Annotated in this window: 25 protein-coding genes; 11 read left to right on the top strand and 14 right to left on the bottom strand. The window is 60.3% G+C overall.

Going from position 1 to position 19,868, the window contains the following annotated elements; genetic code table 11:
- Positions 1 to 12: 12 nt before the first annotated feature.
- Positions 13 to 732: a DUF4198 domain-containing protein gene (locus ACYYKW_RS16140; protein WP_464990539.1), complete on the top strand. Its 720-nt coding sequence runs from the start codon at positions 13 to 15 to the stop codon at positions 730 to 732.
- A 194-nt stretch (positions 733 to 926) separates the two neighbouring features.
- Here the strand turns inward: ACYYKW_RS16140 and hisC are convergent, their stop codons facing one another.
- The 10 genes from hisC to ACYYKW_RS16090 form a co-directional block, all read right to left on the bottom strand.
- A complete protein-coding gene (gene hisC / locus ACYYKW_RS16135) occupies positions 927 to 1,979 on the bottom strand; it encodes a histidinol-phosphate transaminase (RefSeq protein ID WP_464990538.1) in 1,053 nt (350 codons plus the stop codon).
- A 2-nt stretch (positions 1,980 to 1,981) separates the two neighbouring features.
- A complete protein-coding gene (gene hisD / locus ACYYKW_RS16130; protein ID WP_464990537.1) occupies positions 1,982 to 3,319 on the bottom strand; it encodes a histidinol dehydrogenase in 1,338 nt (445 codons plus the stop codon).
- 125 nt (positions 3,320 to 3,444) lie between these two features.
- Positions 3,445 to 4,080: an ATP phosphoribosyltransferase gene (gene hisG / locus ACYYKW_RS16125; protein ID WP_007967226.1), complete on the bottom strand. Its 636-nt coding sequence runs from the start codon at positions 4,078 to 4,080 to the stop codon at positions 3,445 to 3,447.
- Between the two features lie 128 nt (positions 4,081 to 4,208).
- A complete protein-coding gene (gene murA, locus ACYYKW_RS16120; protein ID WP_090281792.1) occupies positions 4,209 to 5,474 on the bottom strand; it encodes a UDP-N-acetylglucosamine 1-carboxyvinyltransferase in 1,266 nt (421 codons plus the stop codon).
- 22 nt (positions 5,475 to 5,496) lie between these two features.
- The gene (locus tag ACYYKW_RS16115; RefSeq protein ID WP_093104663.1) at positions 5,497 to 5,736 is read right to left on the bottom strand and encodes a BolA family protein; all 240 of its coding nucleotides are present in this window, start codon (positions 5,734 to 5,736) and stop codon (positions 5,497 to 5,499) included.
- A gap of 116 nt (positions 5,737 to 5,852) precedes the next feature.
- Entirely contained in the window at positions 5,853 to 6,158 is a 306-nt protein-coding gene (locus tag ACYYKW_RS16110) for an STAS domain-containing protein (RefSeq protein ID WP_093104669.1), read from the bottom strand.
- Positions 6,155 to 6,808, bottom strand: coding sequence for an MlaC/ttg2D family ABC transporter substrate-binding protein (locus ACYYKW_RS16105; protein ID WP_090281789.1), 654 nt, complete (start codon positions 6,806 to 6,808; stop codon positions 6,155 to 6,157). Before ACYYKW_RS16105 ends, ACYYKW_RS16110 begins: the two co-directional genes overlap by 4 nt.
- Positions 6,809 to 6,819: 11 nt before the next feature.
- Positions 6,820 to 7,287, bottom strand: coding sequence for an outer membrane lipid asymmetry maintenance protein MlaD (gene mlaD, locus ACYYKW_RS16100; protein WP_016771673.1), 468 nt, complete (start codon positions 7,285 to 7,287; stop codon positions 6,820 to 6,822).
- On the bottom strand, positions 7,287 to 8,084 hold the full coding sequence (gene mlaE / locus ACYYKW_RS16095) for a lipid asymmetry maintenance ABC transporter permease subunit MlaE (RefSeq protein WP_090281787.1): 798 nt from the start codon (positions 8,082 to 8,084) through the stop codon (positions 7,287 to 7,289). The genes mlaD and mlaE overlap by 1 nt, the downstream gene beginning before the upstream one ends.
- Complete coding sequence (locus tag ACYYKW_RS16090) at positions 8,084 to 8,893, bottom strand: ATP-binding cassette domain-containing protein (RefSeq protein ID WP_464990536.1); 810 nt, start codon at positions 8,891 to 8,893, stop codon at positions 8,084 to 8,086. Before ACYYKW_RS16090 ends, mlaE begins: the two co-directional genes overlap by 1 nt.
- 275 nt (positions 8,894 to 9,168) lie before the next feature.
- On the opposite strand from ACYYKW_RS16090, the gene ACYYKW_RS16085 reads away from it, so the two are divergent.
- The 10 genes from ACYYKW_RS16085 to ACYYKW_RS16040 all read left to right on the top strand — a co-directional run bounded on the left by ACYYKW_RS16085 (position 9,169) and on the right by ACYYKW_RS16040 (position 16,193).
- A complete protein-coding gene (locus ACYYKW_RS16085; RefSeq protein WP_090281785.1) occupies positions 9,169 to 10,143 on the top strand; it encodes a KpsF/GutQ family sugar-phosphate isomerase in 975 nt (324 codons plus the stop codon).
- The gene (locus tag ACYYKW_RS16080; RefSeq protein WP_090281784.1) at positions 10,143 to 10,667 is read left to right on the top strand and encodes a KdsC family phosphatase; all 525 of its coding nucleotides are present in this window, start codon (positions 10,143 to 10,145) and stop codon (positions 10,665 to 10,667) included. The genes ACYYKW_RS16085 and ACYYKW_RS16080 overlap by 1 nt, the downstream gene beginning before the upstream one ends.
- Before the next feature lie 8 nt (positions 10,668 to 10,675).
- Entirely contained in the window at positions 10,676 to 11,248 is a 573-nt protein-coding gene (gene lptC, locus ACYYKW_RS16075; protein WP_464990535.1) for an LPS export ABC transporter periplasmic protein LptC, read from the top strand.
- A complete protein-coding gene (gene lptA / locus ACYYKW_RS16070) occupies positions 11,235 to 11,780 on the top strand; it encodes a lipopolysaccharide transport periplasmic protein LptA (RefSeq protein WP_090281782.1) in 546 nt (181 codons plus the stop codon). The genes lptC and lptA overlap by 14 nt, the downstream gene beginning before the upstream one ends.
- Positions 11,780 to 12,505, top strand: coding sequence for an LPS export ABC transporter ATP-binding protein (gene lptB / locus ACYYKW_RS16065; protein ID WP_008085069.1), 726 nt, complete (start codon positions 11,780 to 11,782; stop codon positions 12,503 to 12,505). The genes lptA and lptB overlap by 1 nt, the downstream gene beginning before the upstream one ends.
- A gap of 185 nt (positions 12,506 to 12,690) precedes the next feature.
- On the top strand, positions 12,691 to 14,184 hold the full coding sequence (locus ACYYKW_RS16060; RefSeq protein ID WP_093104675.1) for an RNA polymerase factor sigma-54: 1,494 nt from the start codon (positions 12,691 to 12,693) through the stop codon (positions 14,182 to 14,184).
- Positions 14,185 to 14,257: 73 nt separating this feature from the next.
- Entirely contained in the window at positions 14,258 to 14,566 is a 309-nt protein-coding gene (gene hpf, locus ACYYKW_RS16055; protein ID WP_090281780.1) for a ribosome hibernation-promoting factor, HPF/YfiA family, read from the top strand.
- Positions 14,567 to 14,577: 11 nt separating this feature from the next.
- Complete coding sequence (gene ptsN, locus ACYYKW_RS16050; RefSeq protein ID WP_093104677.1) at positions 14,578 to 15,042, top strand: PTS IIA-like nitrogen regulatory protein PtsN; 465 nt, start codon at positions 14,578 to 14,580, stop codon at positions 15,040 to 15,042.
- A 2-nt stretch (positions 15,043 to 15,044) separates the two neighbouring features.
- A complete protein-coding gene (gene rapZ / locus ACYYKW_RS16045) occupies positions 15,045 to 15,902 on the top strand; it encodes an RNase adapter RapZ (protein WP_090281778.1) in 858 nt (285 codons plus the stop codon).
- Between the two features lie 15 nt (positions 15,903 to 15,917).
- On the top strand, positions 15,918 to 16,193 hold the full coding sequence (locus ACYYKW_RS16040) for an HPr family phosphocarrier protein (RefSeq protein ID WP_090281777.1): 276 nt from the start codon (positions 15,918 to 15,920) through the stop codon (positions 16,191 to 16,193).
- Positions 16,194 to 16,228: 35 nt separating this feature from the next.
- Here the strand turns inward: ACYYKW_RS16040 and ACYYKW_RS16035 are convergent, their stop codons facing one another.
- The 4 genes from ACYYKW_RS16035 to pmbA form a co-directional block, all read right to left on the bottom strand.
- Positions 16,229 to 17,122, bottom strand: coding sequence for a ZIP family metal transporter (locus ACYYKW_RS16035; protein ID WP_464990534.1), 894 nt, complete (start codon positions 17,120 to 17,122; stop codon positions 16,229 to 16,231).
- Between the two features lie 30 nt (positions 17,123 to 17,152).
- Positions 17,153 to 17,764 carry a superoxide dismutase gene (locus tag ACYYKW_RS16030; protein WP_093104680.1) on the bottom strand — a complete coding sequence of 204 codons (612 nt, stop codon included), beginning with the start codon at positions 17,762 to 17,764 and terminating at the stop codon, positions 17,153 to 17,155.
- Position 17,765: 1 nt separating this feature from the next.
- Complete coding sequence (locus ACYYKW_RS16025) at positions 17,766 to 18,206, bottom strand: hypothetical protein (protein ID WP_090281774.1); 441 nt, start codon at positions 18,204 to 18,206, stop codon at positions 17,766 to 17,768.
- Positions 18,207 to 18,438: 232 nt separating this feature from the next.
- Positions 18,439 to 19,791, bottom strand: coding sequence for a metalloprotease PmbA (gene pmbA / locus ACYYKW_RS16020; RefSeq protein WP_464990533.1), 1,353 nt, complete (start codon positions 19,789 to 19,791; stop codon positions 18,439 to 18,441).
- Positions 19,792 to 19,868: the final 77 nt, after the last annotated feature.

Genomic DNA, 19,868 nt, shown 5'->3' with positions numbered 1-19,868 from the left:
AAGGACGTCACCATGCAACACGGCAAAACCCTCGTACTGATCGCAGCCCTGTTCGCCGGGCACGTTTCGGCCCATGGTCTGTGGACAGAAGAACGGCGCGGCAACATCGAAGTGGTCTACGGTCACGGCGCCGAAGACAATGCTTTCAAAGCGCAAAAGATCAGCGGTGCCTGGGCCTATGACGCGGGCGGCAAGATGATTCCGGTCAGCGTCGAGCGCCTGGCGGACCACGCCCGCTTGAAACCGTTGAAGTCGCCGGCGGTGATGGTCGTCGCCTTGAACAATGGCATGTGGTCGCAAACTGCGGACAAGAAGTGGGTCAACCAAGGACGCAGCAAAGTACCGGGCGCAATCGAAGCGACTGAGACGTTCAAGTACAGCCTGGCGATTTACCAGCCCGGCGCGAAGCTGCCGAAGCTCGACCAGATCAAACTGTTGATCCTGCCGGAAGTGGATCCGCTGACCGTCGGGCCGGGTAATTCACTGCCGGTGCGGGTATTGCTCGATGGCAAACCGGCGGCCGGGGTCAAGTTGGTTGGCGACTATCGCAGCGCGCCGAACACGCTGAGCACCGAGACCGACAAGGACGGCCGCGCGCAGGTGCTGGTGAGGAATGAAGGGTTGAATGTGATTGCGGCGCAGGTTGAGGTGCCGGTGACGGACAGCGCGGATGTGAACAGCCGCGGGTTATTCAGTTCGCTGACATTTCTTGGCGAACCGCATCACGAATAACACCACACCCTCACCCCAGCCCTCTCCCCGAGGGAGAGGGAGCCGACCGAGGTGTCTGGCGTCATACATCGACCTGAAAAACCGAGTCGATTATGGATTCGGTAAAGCCAGATCAGGCACGGTGCAATTCAACAGCATCCCCCAATCAGTCCCCTCTCCCACTGGGAGAGGGCTAGGGTGAGGGGCTCTTGCTTTTAGAGGTCGCCGAGGCCTTCGATCAACGCCTGATTCTGCTCCGGCGTCCCAATCGAGATCCGCAGGAACTGCGCAATCCGCTCCTGCTTGAAGTGCCGCACGATCACGCCCTGCTCACGCAGCTTGGCCGCCAGCCCCGCCGCGTCGTGCTGCGGGTGCCGGGCGAAGATGAAGTTTGCCGCTGATGGCAGCACTTCAAAGCCCTTGGCCTGCAACTGCGCAACCACCCAGTCGCGGTGCTCGATGACCAGCCGACAGGTCTTGTCGAAATACTCGCGATCTTCAAACGCCGCCGCCGCGCCGACATTCGCCAGACGATCCAGCGGATAGGAGTTGAAGCTGTTCTTGATCCGCTCCAGCGCCTCGATCAGATCGGGATGCCCGACCGCCAGCCCGACGCGCAGACCGGCCAGCGAACGCGACTTGGACAGGGTTTGCGTGACGAGCAGGTTTGGATAGCGATCCACCAGACTGATCGCTGTCTCACCGCCGAAGTCGATGTACGCCTCATCAACCACCACCACCGAATCCGGGCTGGCCTTGAGGATTTGCTCGACCGCCTCCAGTGCCAGCAGGCAACCAGTCGGCGCGTTCGGGTTGGGGAAAATGATCCCGCCGTTCGGCCTGGCGTAGTCGCCCGGGTTGATCTGGAACTGCGCGTCCAGCGGCACTGCGTCGAACTGGATGCCGTACAGACCGCAATAGACCGGATAGAAGCTGTAGCTGATGTCCGGAAACAACAACGGTTGCTCATGCTGGAACAGACCGTGGAAGATGTGCGCCAGCACTTCGTCCGAACCGTTGCCGAGGAACACCTGATTGCTTTGTACGCCGTAGTAACCGGCCACGGCATTTTTCAGCAGATCGCTGTTCGGGTCCGGGTACAGGCGCAGGTTGTCATTGAGTTCAGCCTGCATCGCCGCCAGGGCTTTTGGCGACGGGCCGTACGGGTTTTCGTTGGTGTTGAGCTTGACCAGTCGGGTCAGCTTCGGCTGTTCGCCCGGCACATACGGCACCAGGTCCTTGACGAACGGGCTCCAGAATCTACTCATGCTCATTCCCCCTGCCCTTTCAGAAAGTCCTGGTCTTTGATGCGGTATTCGGCGCTGCGCGCGTGGGCGCTGAGCGATTCGCCACGGGCCAGCACCGAGGCGGTTTTGCCCAGCTCAGAGGCGCCGGCTTCGGAGCAGAAGATGATCGATGAGCGCTTCTGGAAGTCATACACGCCCAGCGGCGACGAGAACCGCGCGGTGCCGGAGGTCGGCAACACGTGGTTCGGACCGGCGCAGTAGTCACCCAGCGCTTCGGAGGTGTGACGGCCCATGAAAATCGCGCCGGCGTGGCGGATCTGCGGCAGCCAGGCTTGCGGGTCAGCAACCGACAACTCCAGGTGTTCCGGGGCGATGCGGTTGGCGACTTCGATGGCCTGGGCCATGTCGTTGACCTGAATCAGCGCCCCGCGGCCATTGATCGAGGTCTCGATGATGGTCGCGCGGTCCATGGTCGGCAGCAGTTTATCGATGCTGGCGGCGACCTTGTCGAGGAACTCGGCGTCCGGGCTGACCAGGATCGCTTGCGCGTCTTCGTCGTGCTCGGCCTGGGAGAACAGGTCCATGGCGATCCAGTCCGGGTCGGTCTGGCCGTCGCAGACCACGAGGATTTCCGAAGGCCCGGCGATCATGTCGATGCCGACCTGACCAAATACGTGGCGTTTGGCGGTGGCGACATAAATGTTGCCCGGCCCCACCACCTTGTCGACTTGCGGCACGCTTTCGGTGCCATACGCCAGAGCGGCAACGGCTTGTGCGCCGCCGATGGTGAACACACGGTCGACGCCGGCGATGCACGCGGCGGCCAGCACCAGTTCATTGATTTCACCGCGCGGCGTCGGCACGACCATCACCACTTCGGTGACGCCAGCGACTTTCGCCGGAATCGCGTTCATCAGCACCGACGACGGGTACGAGGCCTTGCCGCCCGGCACATAAAGGCCGGCGCGATCCAGCGGCGTAACCTTCTGGCCCAGCACAGTGCCGTCGGCCTCGGTGTAGCTCCAGGAATCCTGCTTCTGTTTTTCGTGGTAGCTGCGCACCCGTGCAGCGGCCTTTTCCAACGCTTCGCGCTGCGCCACGGTGATGCGGGTCAGGGCCAGTTCCAGGCGCTCGCGCGGCAGGATCAGGTCAGCCATCGAAGCGACCTCAAGGCCATCGAACTTCTGGGTGAACTCGACCAGCGCTGCGTCACCGCGCTCGCGCACGGCCTTGATGATGTCCAGCACGCGCTGATTGACCGAGTCGTCAGACACACTTTCCCAGCTCAGCAGATGATCCAGATGGCGCGCGAAATCCGGGTCAGCAGCGTTGAGTCGGCGAATTGCAGTCGGTGCGGTCATAGCGAGAGCCTCATAGGAATTGGCAAAAACTCAGGCGCCCGAAACTATCATTCGATCCGCTTGGGCACCTGAGAATTCTGGCTATGAGGCGGATAGACGGCGCGGCCTCGGGCCGCGCAGGTAGATCAGCCGCGGTGTCGCGATTCCACTGCGTTGCGCAGGGTGTCGATCAACGCCTGGATTCGGGCGTGTTGCATTTTCATCGAAGCCTTGTTGACGACCAGACGCGAGCTGATCGTGGCGATCAGTTCCTGGGGTTCCAGGCCATTGGCGCGCAAGGTGTTGCCGGTATCGACCACGTCGATGATCTTGTCGGCAAGACCGATCAGCGGCGCCAGCTCCATCGAGCCGTACAGCTTGATGATGTCGACCTGACGGCCCTGCTCGGCGTAATAACGCTTGGCGACATTGACGAACTTGGTCGCCACGCGCAGACGGCCCTTGGGCTCGGCGGCGCCGATCTTGCCGGCGGTCATCAGTTTGCATTGGGCAATCTGCAGATCCAGCGGTTCGTACAGGCCCTGGCCGGTGTATTCCATCAACACGTCTTTACCTGCGACGCCGAGGTCGGCCGCGCCATGCTCGACATAGGTCGGCACGTCGGTGGCCCGCACGATCAGCAGACGCACGTCGTCCTGGGTCGTGGGGATAATCAGCTTGCGGCTCTTGTCCGGATTCTCGGTCGGCACGATGCCCGCTTCAGCGAGAAGCGGCAGGGTGTCGTCAAGGATGCGGCCCTTGGACAGTGCGATGGTCAACATGGGAAACGTCAGTCCTTATCAAGGTACTCATGCCCGGTCGCAATCGGCGCCGGACACACATCGAGGGTGCGCACACCCTCGACTCGAAACGAATTCAGTGGACACGTCCGTGTGTCCCGATGCGGCAATCAGCCCGGAACGCGACGGATCTTGGCGCCCAGCATCTGCAGTTTTTCTTCGATGCACTCGTAACCACGGTCGATGTGGTAGATGCGGTCGATCAGTGTGTCGCCTTCGGCAACCAGCGCCGAGATCACCAGACTGGCCGAAGCACGCAGGTCGGTCGCCATCACTGGCGCGCCCTTGAGTTTTTCGGTACCGGTCACGATGGCGGTGTTGCCTTCAACCTGGATTTTGGCGCCCATGCGGTGCAATTCGTACACATGCATGAAACGGTTTTCGAAGATCGTCTCGATCACCGCACCGGTGCCTTCGGCAATGGCGTTGAGCGAGATGAACTGTGCCTGCATGTCGGTCGGGAAAGCCGGGTACGGCGCGGTGCGCACGTTGACCGCTTTCGGACGCTTGCCGTGCATGTTCAGCTCGATCCAGTCTTCACCGCAGGTGATTTCTGCGCCGGCTTCACGGAGTTTTTCCAGCACCGCTTCAAGAATGGTCGGATCGGTGTCCTTGACCTTGACGCGGCCACCGGTGACGGCAGCGGCGACCAGGTAGGTGCCGGTTTCGATACGGTCAGGCATGACCTTGTAGAAAGCCGAACCCAGACGCTCGACGCCATCGATGGTGATGGTGTCGGTGCCGGCACCGGAGACCTTCGCGCCCATGGCGTTGAGGAAGTTCGCCAGGTCGACCACTTCAGGTTCGCGGGCGGCGTTCTGCAGCACGCTACGGCCCTTGGCCAGAGCAGCGGCCATCATGATGTTCTCGGTACCGGTCACGCTGACGGTGTCGAAGAAGAAGTGCGCACCGCGCAGGCCACCTTCAGGCGCCTTGGCCTTGATGTAGCCGCCTTCGACGTCGATCACCGCGCCCATGGCTTCGAGGCCACGGATGTGCAGGTCGACCGGACGCGAACCGATGGCGCAACCGCCAGGCAGGGCAACTTCGGCCTCACCAAAACGGGCAACCATCGGGCCCAGTACCAGAATCGACGCACGCATGGTTTTCACCAGCTCGTACGGGGCGATCAGGGTCTTGATGGTGCGCGGGTCGATTTCGACGCTGAGTTTTTCGTCGATCACAGGCTCGATGCCCATGCGACCGAACAGCTCGATCATGGTGGTGATGTCGTGCAGGTGCGGCAGGTTGCCAACGGTCACCGGGCCATCGCACAGCAGGGTGGCGGCCAGGATTGGCAGAGCGGAGTTCTTCGCGCCGGAAATGCGGATCTCGCCATCAAGACGCGCGCCACCGGTAATAATCAATTTATCCATTAGTATCTCGACGCCCTAGGGCTCAGGTGCGCTCGGCCCAGGCCGCGCGGCTGAAAAATTTCATGGTGACCGCGTGGATGCTGCCATCGGCGATCCATGGGTTCAAATGGGCATAGATGCTTTGCTGACGCTTGACCGGGCTCAACGCCGCCAGTTCATCGCTAATCACGTTCAGCTGGAAGTTGCAGCCTTCGCCTTCAACTTCTACCTGAATTCCTGGCAGCTTCCCTTCAAGGAAGTTTTTCACTTCTACGGCCTGCATGCTCAACCTCAATCGGCGCCCTGTGCGCACGGGTCGGACATCATACAAAAAAGCCCCGCGACTGCGAACCCCGCAATGCAGGACTCTGACGGGGGGCTTTTGTTGCCGATGCGGAATCAGTGTGCCGCGAACAGCTCGGTCAATTCGCTGACCTCGGCAATTTCGCGCATGTCTTCCGGCATGGCGCGGATGCTGACGGCCTTGCCGGCCGCCTGCGCATCGCGCATGAAGCACAGCAGCAACGACAGACCGACGCTGCTGGACTTCTTCACCGCCGAGCAATCGATGACCAACGAGCTTGCCTTGCTCGACTTGATCAGCGCCTGGCCTTCCCTTCTCAGGTCCGGCCCGGTGCGATAGTCCAGCACGCCACTGAGCAGAAGCTCATCGACATCACTCATACGCACTGCCGCCTCACTCATTGCGCTGGCTTCGCAGCAGCTTTGTCGGTTTCCTGCTTGGCCTTGGCCACTTCACCGGCCCAACCATCGATGGTCTTGTCCAGATCGTTGCCATTGCGCTGCATCGCGTCAGCGAACTGATCACGGAACAGCTTGCCGATGTTGATGCCGTTGATGATCACGTTGCGCAGTTTCCACTCGCCGCCGATCTTCTCAAGCGTGTACTGCACTGGATAGATCGCGCCATTGCTGCCCTTGACGGTCATGTTGACGCTGGTGCGGTCGCCCGATTCGTCTTTGGCCGGGTCAACAGTGATGCCCTGGTTGTTGTATTCCAGCAGAGCGTTGCCATAGAACTGGAACAGGCCGCGCTTGAAGTTTTCCTGAAAGCGCTGCATCTGCGCAGGCGTAGCCTTGCGCGAATACTTGACGGTCATGATGCTCTTGGAGATGCCCTCGGCATCCACCACCGGGCCGACAATGTTGTTCAGCGCCGCATAGAAATCCTGCGGATCCTGCTTGTACTTCTCTTTGTTGGCCTGCAGGTCGGCAAGCATCCGGTTGGTGGTGTCCTGAATCAGATCGTGTGCGGACTGCCCAGGTGCCGCGTTAGCCAGCAGTGGCAGTGCCGCGAGCAACACCAACAGGCCACGTCGCAAGGTAGAGATCATTCAAAAGCTCCTCATTTGGCGTCTTTGCTAACGGTATTGAGCAGGAATTTACCGATCAGGTCTTCCAGTACCAGAGACGACTGCGTGTCGTGGATGGTTCCGCCATCCTTCAACTGGGTGTCTTCGCCGCCGACGCTGATACCGATGTATTTCTCGCCCAGCAGACCCGCGGTAAGGATAGACGCTGTGGAATCGACAGGCAGGTTGTCGACCTTCTTGTCCACTTGCAGCGTGACCCGACCGGTGAAGCTGTCGCGATCCAGATCGATGGCCGTGACCTTGCCGATGGTCACACCGGCCATGGTCACTTTGGCTCTGACCGTCAAACCGGCGATATTGTCGAAATACGCATAAAGTTTGTAAGTGTCGGTGGACGAAGTCGGAGACAGGCCACTGACCCGCAAGGCGAGCAGCAGCAAAGCCAGGATCCCTGCCAGCAGGAACAGGCCGACACCGATTTCCAGGGTGCGGTTTTGCATCAGAAATCTCCAAACATCAAAGCGGTCAGAATAAAGTCCAGACCCAGCACTGCCAGCGAGGCAAACACTACGGTCTTGGTGGTGGCACGACTGATCCCCTCGGAAGTGGGCTCACAGTCATAGCCTTGGAATACGGCGATCCAGGTGACGACAAAGGCGAAAACGATGCTTTTGATGATGCCGTTGAGCACATCACTGGTGAAGGTCACGCTGTTCTGCATGTTCGCCCAATACGAGCCTTCATACACACCCAGCCAGTCGACGGCCACCCACGAACCGCCCCAGATGCCCACCACGCTGAAAATCATCGCCAGCACCGGCAGGGAAATGAAACCGGCCCACAGCCGCGGGGCAATGATGTACTTGAGCGGGTCGACGCCGATCATTTCCAGGCTCGACAGTTGCTCGGTCGACTTCATGTTGCCGATCTCGGCGGTCAATGCCGAACCGGCACGCCCGGCGAACAACAGTGCAGTCACCACCGGGCCCAGTTCACGCAACAGGGTCAAGGCAACCATCTGCCCGACTGCCTGCTCCGAACCGTAGCTCGACAGGATGCTGAAGCCCTGCAACGCCAGGACCATGCCGATGAAAATCCCCGAAACGACGATGATCACCAGCGACATGACGCCGACTGAATGCAGTTGTTTGACCAGCAGGCTGAAACCGCCGCTGATGCCGCCGCGTCCCAGCAGGGCATGAAACAGGAAAAGCGTGGCGCGCCCGAACACCGCAACGGCGTCGATCGCCGTTTCGCCGAATCGGCGCACGCGCTCTATCAATGAAATTCTGCGCATCAGCGCTTCCCCAGAAGATCTGCGCGGTAATCCGTCGCTGGAAAATGGTACGGCACCGGGCCATCGGGATCGCCGGTCATGAACTGCCGGATCCGTGGTTCGTCCGTGTTCATCAACTCGTCCGGAGTCCCCTGCCCCAAGACCTGGCCGTCACCGACTATATAAAGGTAGTCGGCGATGCTCGCGGTCTCGGCCAGATCGTGCGACACCACGATACTGGTGATGCCCAGCGCATCGTTGAGCAGACGGATCAGGCGGACCAGCACGCCCATGGCAATCGGGTCCTGGCCGACGAACGGTTCGTCGTACATGAGGATCTGCGGATCCAGGGCAATCGCCCGGGCCAGCGCGACGCGACGCTTCATGCCGCCCGACAGCTCGTCCGGCATCAGCTCGATGGCTCCGCGCAGACCGACCGCCTGCAATTTCAGCAGGACGATGTCGCGGATCATCTCTTCCGGCAATTCGGTATGCACGCGCAGGGGGAAAGCCACGTTCTCGAACACATCGAGATCGGTGAACAGCGCGCCGCTCTGAAACAGCACGCCCATGTGCTTTCGCGCATCGAACAGATCACTGCGCGACAGCGTCGGCAGGTTCTGGCCGTTGACCCAGACTTCGCCGCTGGCGGGGCGCAACTGGGCGCCCATCAACCGCAGCAGCGTGGTCTTGCCACACCCGGAAGGCCCCATGATGCCGGTGACCTTGCCGCGCGGGATGCGGATATCGACGTTATTGAAAATGCTGCGCGCACCGCGCTTGAAGGAGACTCCCTTCAGCTCGACCGCGTAGGCGTTATCGGCACTCATCTAAACTCCTTGCGATGCAGCCTCTCACTCGGACGCCTGTCTTTGGTTAAAAAGTACATACATCCCGGGCAGGCCGAACTGGCGGCGAACTATATCACTGCAACGGCCGCGCGCCCAAGGCTTGTGCCAGCCCGTATTCAGCGATGTGACAGGTCTGCAGCGGCTTTTTCCGGCTTTTGGTAACGAGGAATGACAAAGCACGACGAACTTGCGTGAGGCTTTGCAACATAACCGCTATAATCGCCGCCTTTTCATCGGGCTATACGATTTCTGACATGAGCCAATCCAGCGACCTGATTCAATCGGCACAACGCACCATCCGCCTCGAAATGGAAGCCGTACAAGGCTTGCTGCCCCATATCGACGCCGATTTCGTACGCGCTTGCGAGATGATTCTGGCCAGTAAAGGCCGTGTAGTCGTGGTCGGCATGGGCAAGTCCGGGCACGTTGGCAACAAGATCGCCGCGACCCTGGCCAGCACCGGCACCCCGGCTTTTTTTGTCCACCCGGCCGAAGCCAGTCACGGCGACATGGGCATGATCACCCGCGATGACGTGATTCTGGCCCTTTCGAACTCCGGATCGACCAACGAAATCGTCACCCTGCTGCCGTTGATCAAACGCCTGGGCATCCAGCTGATCAGCGTCACCGGCAACCCGCAATCGCCATTGGCCAAGGCAGCCGAGGTCAATCTCAACGTGCACGTCGAGCATGAAGCTTGCCCGCTGAACCTGGCACCGACCTCTTCGACCACCGCGGCACTGGTCATGGGCGATGCCCTCGCCGTGGCGCTGCTGGAAGCCCGCGGCTTCACCGCCGAAGATTTCGCCTTTTCTCATCCGGGCGGCGCCCTCGGCCGTCGCTTGCTGCTGAAAGTCGAAAACGTCATGCACGCCGGCCAGGAGCTGCCTCAGGTGCAACGCGGCACGCTGCTCAAGGACGCGCTGATGGAAATGACCCGCAAGGGTCTGGGCATGACCGTCATTCTGGAAGCCGACGGCAAACTCGCCGGCATCTTTACTGACGGCGATTTGCGCCGCACCCTGGATCGCGCCATCGACATTCGCAGCGCCACCATCGACCAGGTCATGACCGCGCACGGCAAAACCGCGCGCCCGGAAATGCTGGCTGCCGAAGCCCTGAAAATCATGGAAGACCATCGAATCAACGCACTGGTGGTCGTCGATGAGGAGGACCGCCCGGTCGGCGCCTTCAACCTCTCCGATCTGCTGCGCGCAGGAGTCATGTAATGAGCAACGAACTGCTGCAACGCGGCAAAGCAATCAAACTGGCGGTTTTCGATGTCGACGGCGTCCTCACCGACGGGCGCCTGTACTTCCTGGAAGACGGCAGCGAATTCAAGACTTTCAACACCCTCGACGGCCAGGGCATCAAGATGCTGATGAACGCCGGCGTAGAAACTGCCATCATCAGCGGTCGCAAGACTCCGGTGGTTGAGCGTCGAGCGAAAAACCTCGGCATCCCGCACCTGTTTCAGGGCCGCGAAGACAAACTGGTGGTGCTCGACGGTCTGCTTGAGCAACTGGGCCTAAGCTATGAACAGGTTGCCTACCTCGGTGACGACCTGCCTGACCTGCCGGTGATCCGCCGCGTCGGTCTGGGCATGGCCGTGGCCAACGCCGCTGACTTCGTCCGCGAACACGCCCACGGCGTGACCCGCGCCCGTGGCGGCGAAGGTGCCGCCCGCGAATTCTGCGAATTGATCCTGCGCGCCCAGGGCCGCCTCGATGCGGCCAATGCCGCGTACCTGTGAGCCAAGCCATGTTCAGTAAAAAATTTCGCACCCTCCTGCTGTTCGGCTGCATCGCGGCGATTTTCGCCGCGGTCGGCTACTGGAACATCAGCCCGGAACGCTTTCTCGACAAGCCGCCGGTCTCGACCGCCGAGAATCCGATCGACTGGTACGCGACCAATACGCATACCATTCAGTACCTGCCCGACGGCAAGGTGCAATACGAGATGACCTCGGACAAGGCCGAACACGTCAAGGCCACCGACATCACGCTGGTGACCAAACCCGACCTGAACATGTATCGCGGCACGGACTTTCCGTGGCACGTGACCAGTGAGCGCGGCGAAGTGAATTCCGGCGGCACCGAAGTGGAACTGATCGACTCTGTGCGCGTGAAGCGCACCGACGAAAAGAAACGCGACACCCTGATCACCAGCACCCGCATGACCGTGTTCCCGCAGCAGGAATATGCGCAGACCGCGCAACCCGTTAGAATCGAGGGCGCTGGCGGTGTGTCGACTGGCGTCGGAATGAAAGCGTACCTGAAGGACAGCAGGATACACCTGCAATCGAACGTAAGAGGACAGTATGAGGCTCGTTAAAACCCTCCCTATTTTGCTCAGTCTGGGCGCAGCACTGGGAAGCGTGAGCGCCTGGGCTCTGCCGAACGATCAGCAGCAACCTATCCGCATTCAGGCCGACGACGCCCAACTGGACGACAAGAACGGCATCGCGACCTACAAAGGTGATGTGATCATCACTCAGGGCTCGATGATCGTTAAAGGCAACACGGTGACCATCACCCGCACTCAGGCCGGTGACATCGATGTGGTGACTTCGGTCGGCAACCTGGCCTACTTCGAACAGCTGCAGACCGCCGGCGACACCAAGCCTGTACAAGGCTGGGGCGTGACGATCCAGTACCACGCCGCGCAGAATCGCGTCGTCCTGATCGACAAAGCCAAAGTGGTCGACAAGGACAACAACACGACGCAAGGCGAGAAAATCGTCTATGACACCGTGAAGAAACTCGCCAGCGCCGGTCGCGCTACCGGCAGCAAGGTCACCGAGGCGCGTCCGCGCATCGACATGGTGATCCAGCCGAAGAAGAAAACCGACGAGAAAACCCAGTAATGGCAACTCTGAAAGCTCAGCACCTGGCCAAGGCCTACAAAAGCCGCCAGGTCGTGCGGGACGTCAGTCTGTCGATCGACAGCGGCCAGATCGTCGGCCTGCTCGGCCCGAACGGCGCCGGCAAGACGACCTGCTTCTACATGATCGTCGGTCTGGTGCAGGCCGATCAGGGTCGCGTGCTGATCGACGATCTGGACGTCAGCCACCAGCCAATGCACGGCCGCGCCAAAGCCGGCATCGGCTATCTGCCGCAAGAAGCGTCGATCTTCCGCAAACTGTCGGTGGCCGACAACATCATGGCCATCCTCGAGACCCGTCAGGAACTCGACAAGGCCGGTCGCCGCAAAGAGCTGGAGAGCCTGCTGCAGGAATTCCACATCAGCCACATTCGCGACAACCTCGGCATGAGCCTGTCGGGTGGTGAGCGCCGCCGGGTGGAAATCGCCCGCGCCCTGGCCACCGCACCGAAATTCATCCTGCTCGACGAGCCGTTCGCCGGTGTCGACCCGATCTCGGTTGGCGACATCAAGCAGATCATTCACCATCTCAAAGCCAAAGGCATCGGTGTGCTGATCACCGACCACAACGTGCGCGAGACGCTGGATATCTGCGAAACCGCATACATTGTCAACGACGGTCAATTGATCGCCGAAGGTGACGCCGAGACTATCCTGGCCAACGATCTGGTGAAGGAAGTGTATCTGGGTCACGAGTTCCGCCTGTAAGCGCGAGCTGTTCGACAAGCTGCGCGGGTGCTGTATCGATCAAGCCGTTTTTTATAGCGCTTAATTGTTACAGCGCTCTAGGCAAACACTTCAGTTTCAGGCATATAATTTGCTTAAGTTTGGCGCTTCGGCGCCCTGTAGTGGATGGCGCATAGCGCCGGCGAATAAGGTGTTAAGCCCCTGCCATGAAACCATCGCTAGTCTTGAGAATGGGCCAGCAGCTGACGATGACACCGCAGCTGCAACAGGCCATCCGCCTGCTCCAATTGTCGACCCTGGATCTGCAACAGGAAATCCAGGAGGCTCTGGAATCCAACCCGATGCTCGAACGCCAGGAAGAAGGCGACGACTTCGACAATTCCGATCCGCTGGCCGACAACGTCGAGCAAAAGCCCAACACCGACATTCAGGAACCTTCTTACCAGGAAGCCGCGCCGACGGTAGACAATCTCGACGATGGCGAATGGAGCGAGCGCATCCCCAACGAGCTTCCGGTAGACACGGCCTGGGAGGATGTTTACCAGACCAGCGCCAGCAGTCTGCCGAGCAGCGATGATGACGAGTGGGATTTCACCACCCGCACTTCCGTCGGCGAAAGCCTGCAGAGCCATTTGCTCTGGCAGTTGAACCTCGCACCGATGTCCGACACCGATCGCCTGATCGCCGTGACCCTGATCGATTGCATCAACAATCAGGGCTACCTGGACGAAACCCTCGAAGAAATCCTCGACGCCTTCGACCCGGAACTGGACATTGAACTGGACGAAATCGAAGCCGTCCTGCACCGCATCCAGCAGTTCGAGCCCGCGGGCATCGGCGCACGCAACCTCAGCGAATGCCTGCTGTTGCAACTGCGCCAGTTGTCGGCAAAAACGCCATGGCTGGCAGAGGCCAAACGCCTGGTCAGCGACTATATCGACCTGCTTGGCGGCCGCGACTACAGTCAGCTGATGCGGCGCATGAAACTCAAGGAAGACGAGCTGCGCCAGGTCATCGAACTGGTGCAGAGCCTCAATCCGCGACCGGGTTCGCAGATCGAGTCCACCGAAGCCGAATACGTCATACCTGACGTCATCGTGCGCAAGGACAACGAGCGCTGGCTGGTCGAGCTGAACCAGGAATCGGTACCGCGTCTACGCGTCAACGCTCAGTACGCCGGTTTCGTAAAACGCGCCGACACCAGCGCCGACAACACCTTCATGCGCAATCAGCTTCAGGAAGCTCGCTGGTTCATCAAAAGCCTGCAGAGCCGCAACGAAACGCTGATGAAAGTCGCCACGCAGATCGTCGAGCATCAGCGCGGCTTCCTGGAGTACGGCGACGAAGCCATGAAACCGCTGGTCCTGCATGACATCGCCGAGGCGGTGGGCATGCACGAATCGACGATTTCCCGAGTGACCACACAAAAATTCATGCATACCCCGCGCGGTATTTATGAGCTGAAATACTTTTTCTCCAGCCACGTGAGTACCTCCGAAGGCGGCGAATGCTCGTCCACGGCGATCCGCGCGATCATCAAGAAACTGGTTGCCGCGGAAAATCAGAAAAAGCCGTTGAGTGACAGCAAGATCGCTGGTTTACTGGAGGCACAAGGCATTCAGGTGGCTCGCCGCACCGTCGCCAAGTACCGCGAATCCCTCGGAATCGCGCCTTCGAGCGAACGCAAGCGGTTGATGTAAGCCACGTTACAGCGTTCCAGTGGCAGGCTTTTCGGCCTGCCGCTTTATGCACTGGCAACGAAGGAGAAGCTGTATGCAAGTCAACATCAGTGGACACCAACTGGAAGTGACCGAACCTCTGCGCACCTACATCGGCGAGAAACTCGACCGGCTGGAGCGGCATTTCGACAAGATCACCAACGTGCAAGTCATATTGAATGTCGAGAAGCTCAAGCAGAAAATCGAAGCCACGTTGCATATTCCCGGCGGAGAAGTAGTCGCCAATGCCGAGCACGACGACATGTATGCCGCCATTGACCTGCTGACCGACAAGCTGGATCGCCAACTCAAAAAGCATAAGGAAAAGACCCAGAGCCTCCTCCAGGGCGCGACCGGTCGTTAACACCCTCATCCATGATCCGACTTGAAACCATCCTGACCCCCGGCCGTTCCCAAGTGAACGCGCCGGGCGGCAGCAAGAAAAAAGCCCTCGAACAGATTGCCAACCTGATCCACCGCGAAGTGCCGGATCTGGCGATGCAGGATGTCTTCGAGGCGTTGGTCGCCCGTGAAAAACTCGGTTCCACCGGTTTTGGCAACGGCATCGCCATCCCCCACTGCCGCCTCAAGGGTTGCGACGCCCCGATCAGTGCGCTGATGCACCTTGAAGCCCCGATCGATTTCGACGCGATCGATGGCGCCCCGGTAGACCTGCTGTTCGTGCTGCTGGTCCCGGAAGCTGCTACCGATGCACACCTGGAACTGCTGCGCCAGATCGCCAGCATGCTCGATCGCAAGGAAGTGCGTGAAAGACTGCGCAGCGCACCGAGCAACGAAGCCTTGTACCAGGTTGTACTGGACGAGCAGAACGGGCATTAATCATGCGCTTGATCATCGTCAGTGGCCGCTCGGGCTCGGGCAAGAGTACCGCGCTGAATGTCCTTGAGGACAACGGCTACTACTGCATCGACAACCTCCCGGCCGGTTTGCTGCCGGAACTGGCCGAACGTGCGCTGATCCACACCGAACTGGCGCAGCCGCTCGTCGCGGTGTCGATCGATGCACGCAATCTGCCGAGTCATCTGTCGCGTTTCCCCGAATTGCTCGAAGTGGTGCGTGCCAAGCATATCCAGTGCGATGTGCTGTACCTGGACGCCGACGAAGAGACCCTGCTCAAGCGTTTTTCCGAGACGCGCCGTCGCCATCCGTTGAGCAACGCCAATCGTTCACTGGCCGAGGCGATTCACGATGAAACCGCCCTGCTCGGCCCGATCGCCGACCTGGCTGACTTGAAGATCAACACCACCCATCTCAACCTGTACCAGCTGCGCGACACTTTGAAGTTGCGCCTGCTGAATCAGCCTGAGCCGGGTACGGCGTTTCTGGTCGAATCATTCGGTTTCAAGCGCGGCATGCCGGTGGATGCGGATCTGGTCTTCGACGTTCGCTGCCTGCCCAATCCGTACTGGAAGCCGGAGTTGCGCGAGCAGTCCGGTCTCGACGCACCGGTTGCCGAGTATCTGGCGCAACAGCCGGATGTCGAGGAAATGTACCAGGACATCTACGCCTACCTGCACAAGTGGCTGCCGCGCTTTGCTGCCAGTAATCGCGCCTATGTGACCGTTGCCATTGGCTGTACCGGCGGGCATCACCGCTCCGTCTACCTGACCGAACGTCTGGGTCAGGCCCTGCAGAAAACCTTGAAAAACGTCCAGGTCCGCCACCGCGACCTCACCTAAAGGATCCACACCGCGATGCCTGCTCGTGAAATCGAAATCATCAACAAACTCGGTTTGCATGCCCGAGCGTCTGCCAAGTTTGTCGGCGTGGCGGGCAAGTTTCCGGAGACTACGATCAGAGTAGGCCGTACACCCGAGACCACGGTCGATGGTAAAAGCATCATGGCGATGATGATGCTCGCGGCAGGCAAGGGCACCAAAATTCATTTGAGCACCGAAGGCGAACAAGCCGAGGAAGCCATGGACGCCTTGGTGGCGCTGATCAACAACTACTTCGATGAGGGTGAATAAGCCTTTTGCGACGGAGCATTCCTCGTCGCGACAACTCAACCCAACGCGGTATCCATCACCATCATCAGACAAAACCCGATCAGCAAACCCAGACTCGCGAGTTTGTCATGACCATGGCGTCGCGACTCCGGGATCACTTCGTGGGTCACCACCAGCAACATCGCCCCGGCCGCCAGCGCCAGCCCCAATGGCAGCAACATCTGCGCGAGGCTGACCAGCCACGCGCAAAGCAGTGCAAACACCGGTTCGACGAGACCTGACGCCGCGCCGATCAGAAACGCCCTCACCCGTGACATCCCCGCCCCGACCAATACCAGTGCGATCACCAGACCTTCCGGCACATCCTGCAAAGCGATGCCCATGGCCAGGCTGTCGGCATCCGGCATGCCGCCGCCGGCGGACACGCCGACGGCCATGCCTTCCGGAATGTTGTGAGCAATGATGGCAAAAACGAACAGCCAGATCCGCGGCGGGATCACCGGGCGCTCGAGGGTGCCAACGAGCATTTCAGGAGAAGCGCCGGAAACCTTGCGATCGACCAGATACAGGCCAAACGCGCCGAGCAGGATGCCGAAGCAGATCAGGCCACTGGCGCCCCAAGGGGTCAGACCGAGACCTTCGGCGGCCGCGATGCCCGGCACGATCAGCGAAAACGCGGTTGCCGCCAGCATCACCCCGGAGCCAAACCCCAGCAAGGTGTCGCTGAGCGCCTGCGGCATCCGCCGGATGACCAGCACCGGCACCGCGCCAAGCGCCGTGCCGAGCGCGCACAGAGCACCGCCCTGCAATGCACGCAGCAGGCGCGGTTCCAGATTCAGCCATTGCAGCCCGTGAGCGACCAGCAAGGTCATGCCCGCCAACAGCAACAGCGATCCCACTGCGTAACGAAACATTCGCCCACTGCCAGTCGCCAGTGTCTCCGTGCCCATAATCTGCCCTGGATGTTTTTTATAGAAGGCTTAAACCAGTGCGGCCTGATAGCGCGCCGCGACTTCGGGCCAATTGATCACGTTGTAAAATGCATTGATGTATTCCGGGCGGCGGTTCTGGTAGCGCAGGTAGTAGGCGTGCTCCCAGACATCGAGACCGAGAATCGGCGTGTTGCCGTTCATCAGCGGGCTGTCCTGATTGCCGCTGCTTTCGACGATCAGTTTCTTCTCCGGGGTGACGCTGAGCCAGGCCCAGCCACTCCCGAAACGGGTCAGCGCCGCTTTGGTGAACGCTTCCTTGAAACTGTCGAGCCCACCCAATTGCTCATCGATAGCCTTGGCCAGCGCGCCATCCGGTTTGCCGCCACCGCCTGGCACCATGACTTCCCAGAACAGCGAGTGGTTGGCGTGACCGCCGCCCTGGTTGATCACCGCCGCCCGCAGTTTTTCCGGGAGTTGCTGGACGCTGGCGACCAGTTTCTCCACCGGCCACTCGGCATATTCCGTACCTTCTACGGCAGCGTTGAGGTTGTTGATGTACGTCTGGTGATGCTTGGTGTAGTGGATTTCCATGGTCTGCGCATCGATATGCGGTTCCAGGGCATCGTAGGCATAAGGCAAGACAGGCAAGGTAAAAGCCATTTCAGTGGACTCCATAGTGGTGTGAAGCAGGCGCGCGGCGTGCATTGCCGGTATCCGGGTGCAGCAGGCGTTGGGTGCGCGGGTATTCGCCGTGCTCGCTGATGAAATTCAGCAGCTCGACGTAGGTCTTGCTGCTTTGACGCAATGCTGCTTCCCGCAGGGCCGGGCGCAGCCGTTCGTCCTGCATGGTCTGCAGCAGCCGCTGATGGATGGCGCACATATATTCGGCGCTCTCCTCGGGCTGATTCAGACGCAGGTGCAGATCCGCGAGGTTGTGGTGGGAGATGACGCAAGCCGCCACCGCTTCGTCGGCGTCCGCCCAGCGCTCGAACAACACTTGCGCCAGGGCCAGCGCTTGCAGGTAAGCCTCACGGGCGTCGATCAATTCGCCGAGCATGAAGCAGCGATTGGCCCGTTCGATCGTGCGTTTCCAGTGCTCCATGGTGAGCCTCCAAAGCGGTTGCGGGGTTTACACGCCGCCGGCGGTGAGCTTGCAAGGGTTGAGTAGCTCTTCCAACGACCAGATGGGATTGATTATTAAATGATAATAAGACGCAACACAAGCGTGTCAGCTATGGAGATGCTCGCTCCCACAACGGGTCTGTGGCGAGAGCAATAAAAAAGGCGCGTCATCCAGTGCGGATGACGCGCCTTTTCGCTTAGCGGACCGGGGTTTAGCTACCCGCGACGGTCATCCGTTCGATCAACACCGAACCGGTGCGGATGTTGCTGCGCAGCTCCAGATCATTACCGACGGCAACGATCTGCTTGAACATGTCGCGCATGTTGCCGGCGATGGTCACTTCCTGCACGGCGAACTGAATCTCGCCGTTCTCGACCCAGAAACCTGCCGCACCGCGCGAATAGTCGCCGGTGACCATGTTCAGACCATGGCCCATCAGCTCGGTGACCAGTAGTCCACGGCCCATGCGCTTCAACAGCGCCGCCTGGTTTTCATCGCCATGGGTGACGAACAGGTTGTGCACGCCACCCGCGTTGGCGGTGCTCGGCATACCGAGTTTACGGCCGGAATAAGTACCGAGAATGTAGGAGACCAATTCGCCGTTCTCGACGAACGGTTTGGCGTACGTCGCCAGACCGTCACCGTCATACGAAGCGCTGCCCATGGCGCGCATCAGATGCGGACGCTCATCGATGGTCATCCACTCCGGGAACAGCTTCTGGCCCAGCGTGCCTTCGAGGAACGAAGATTTGCGATACAGACTGCCGCCTGACACCGCCGAGAGAAAGCTGCCGAACAGACCACCCGCCAGCTCGGCGGAAAACAGCACCGGAACCTCGCAAGTCGGCACCGGACGCGCGCCAAGACGGCTCGCCGCCCGTTGTGCGGCTTTTTGGCCGATGCTCACCGGATCGGCCAGCAGCGTGCCCTGACGATTGACGTCATACCAGTAATCACGCTGCATCTGCCCGTCAGCCTCGGCAATCATCACGCAACTCAGGCTATGCCGGGTCGAAGCGTAACCGCCGATGAAGCCGTGGCTGTTGCCGTACACGCGGCAGCCCTGATGGGTGCTGAGGGTGGTGCCGTCGGCGTTCTTGATGCGCGCGTCGGCATCGAATGCTGCCGCTTCACACAGCAAGGCCTTCTCGATCGCCTGCTCCGGAGTGATATCCCACTCATGGAACAGATCGAAATCGTGCTGCTCCCTGGCCATCAGCGCCGCATCGGCAAGGCCCGAGGCTTCGTCTTCGGAGGTGTGTCTGGCGATGGCCAGCGCGGCGGCGACAGTCTCGCGAATGGCGTCCGGGCCGGTCGCCGAGGTGCTGGCCGAGCCCTTGCGCTGGCCGACGTACAAGGTGATGCCAAAGCCCTGATCACGGTTGAACTCGACCGTTTCGACTTCGCGCTGGCGCACCGACGTCGACAAACCCTGTTCCAGCGACACCGCCACTTCGCAGGCACTGGCGCCCTGACGCTTGGCTTCGGCGATGATCTGCTCGACCTGTTCCTGCAGTGCCGGCAATGCCTGCGGGCCGACGCTTTGAACTGCACTCATGCTCATCTCCACTCAAATTCTGCTTTCGGCTGGGGCCATCGAGCGACCGGGCCGGACAAGCGGCCCCCGACTGGTTATCATGG

The sequence above is a fragment of the Pseudomonas sp. 15C genome, assembly GCF_055484735.1.
Note: the sequence above shows the minus strand (reverse complement) of the source record. Positions and strands in the feature narration are given on the sequence as shown.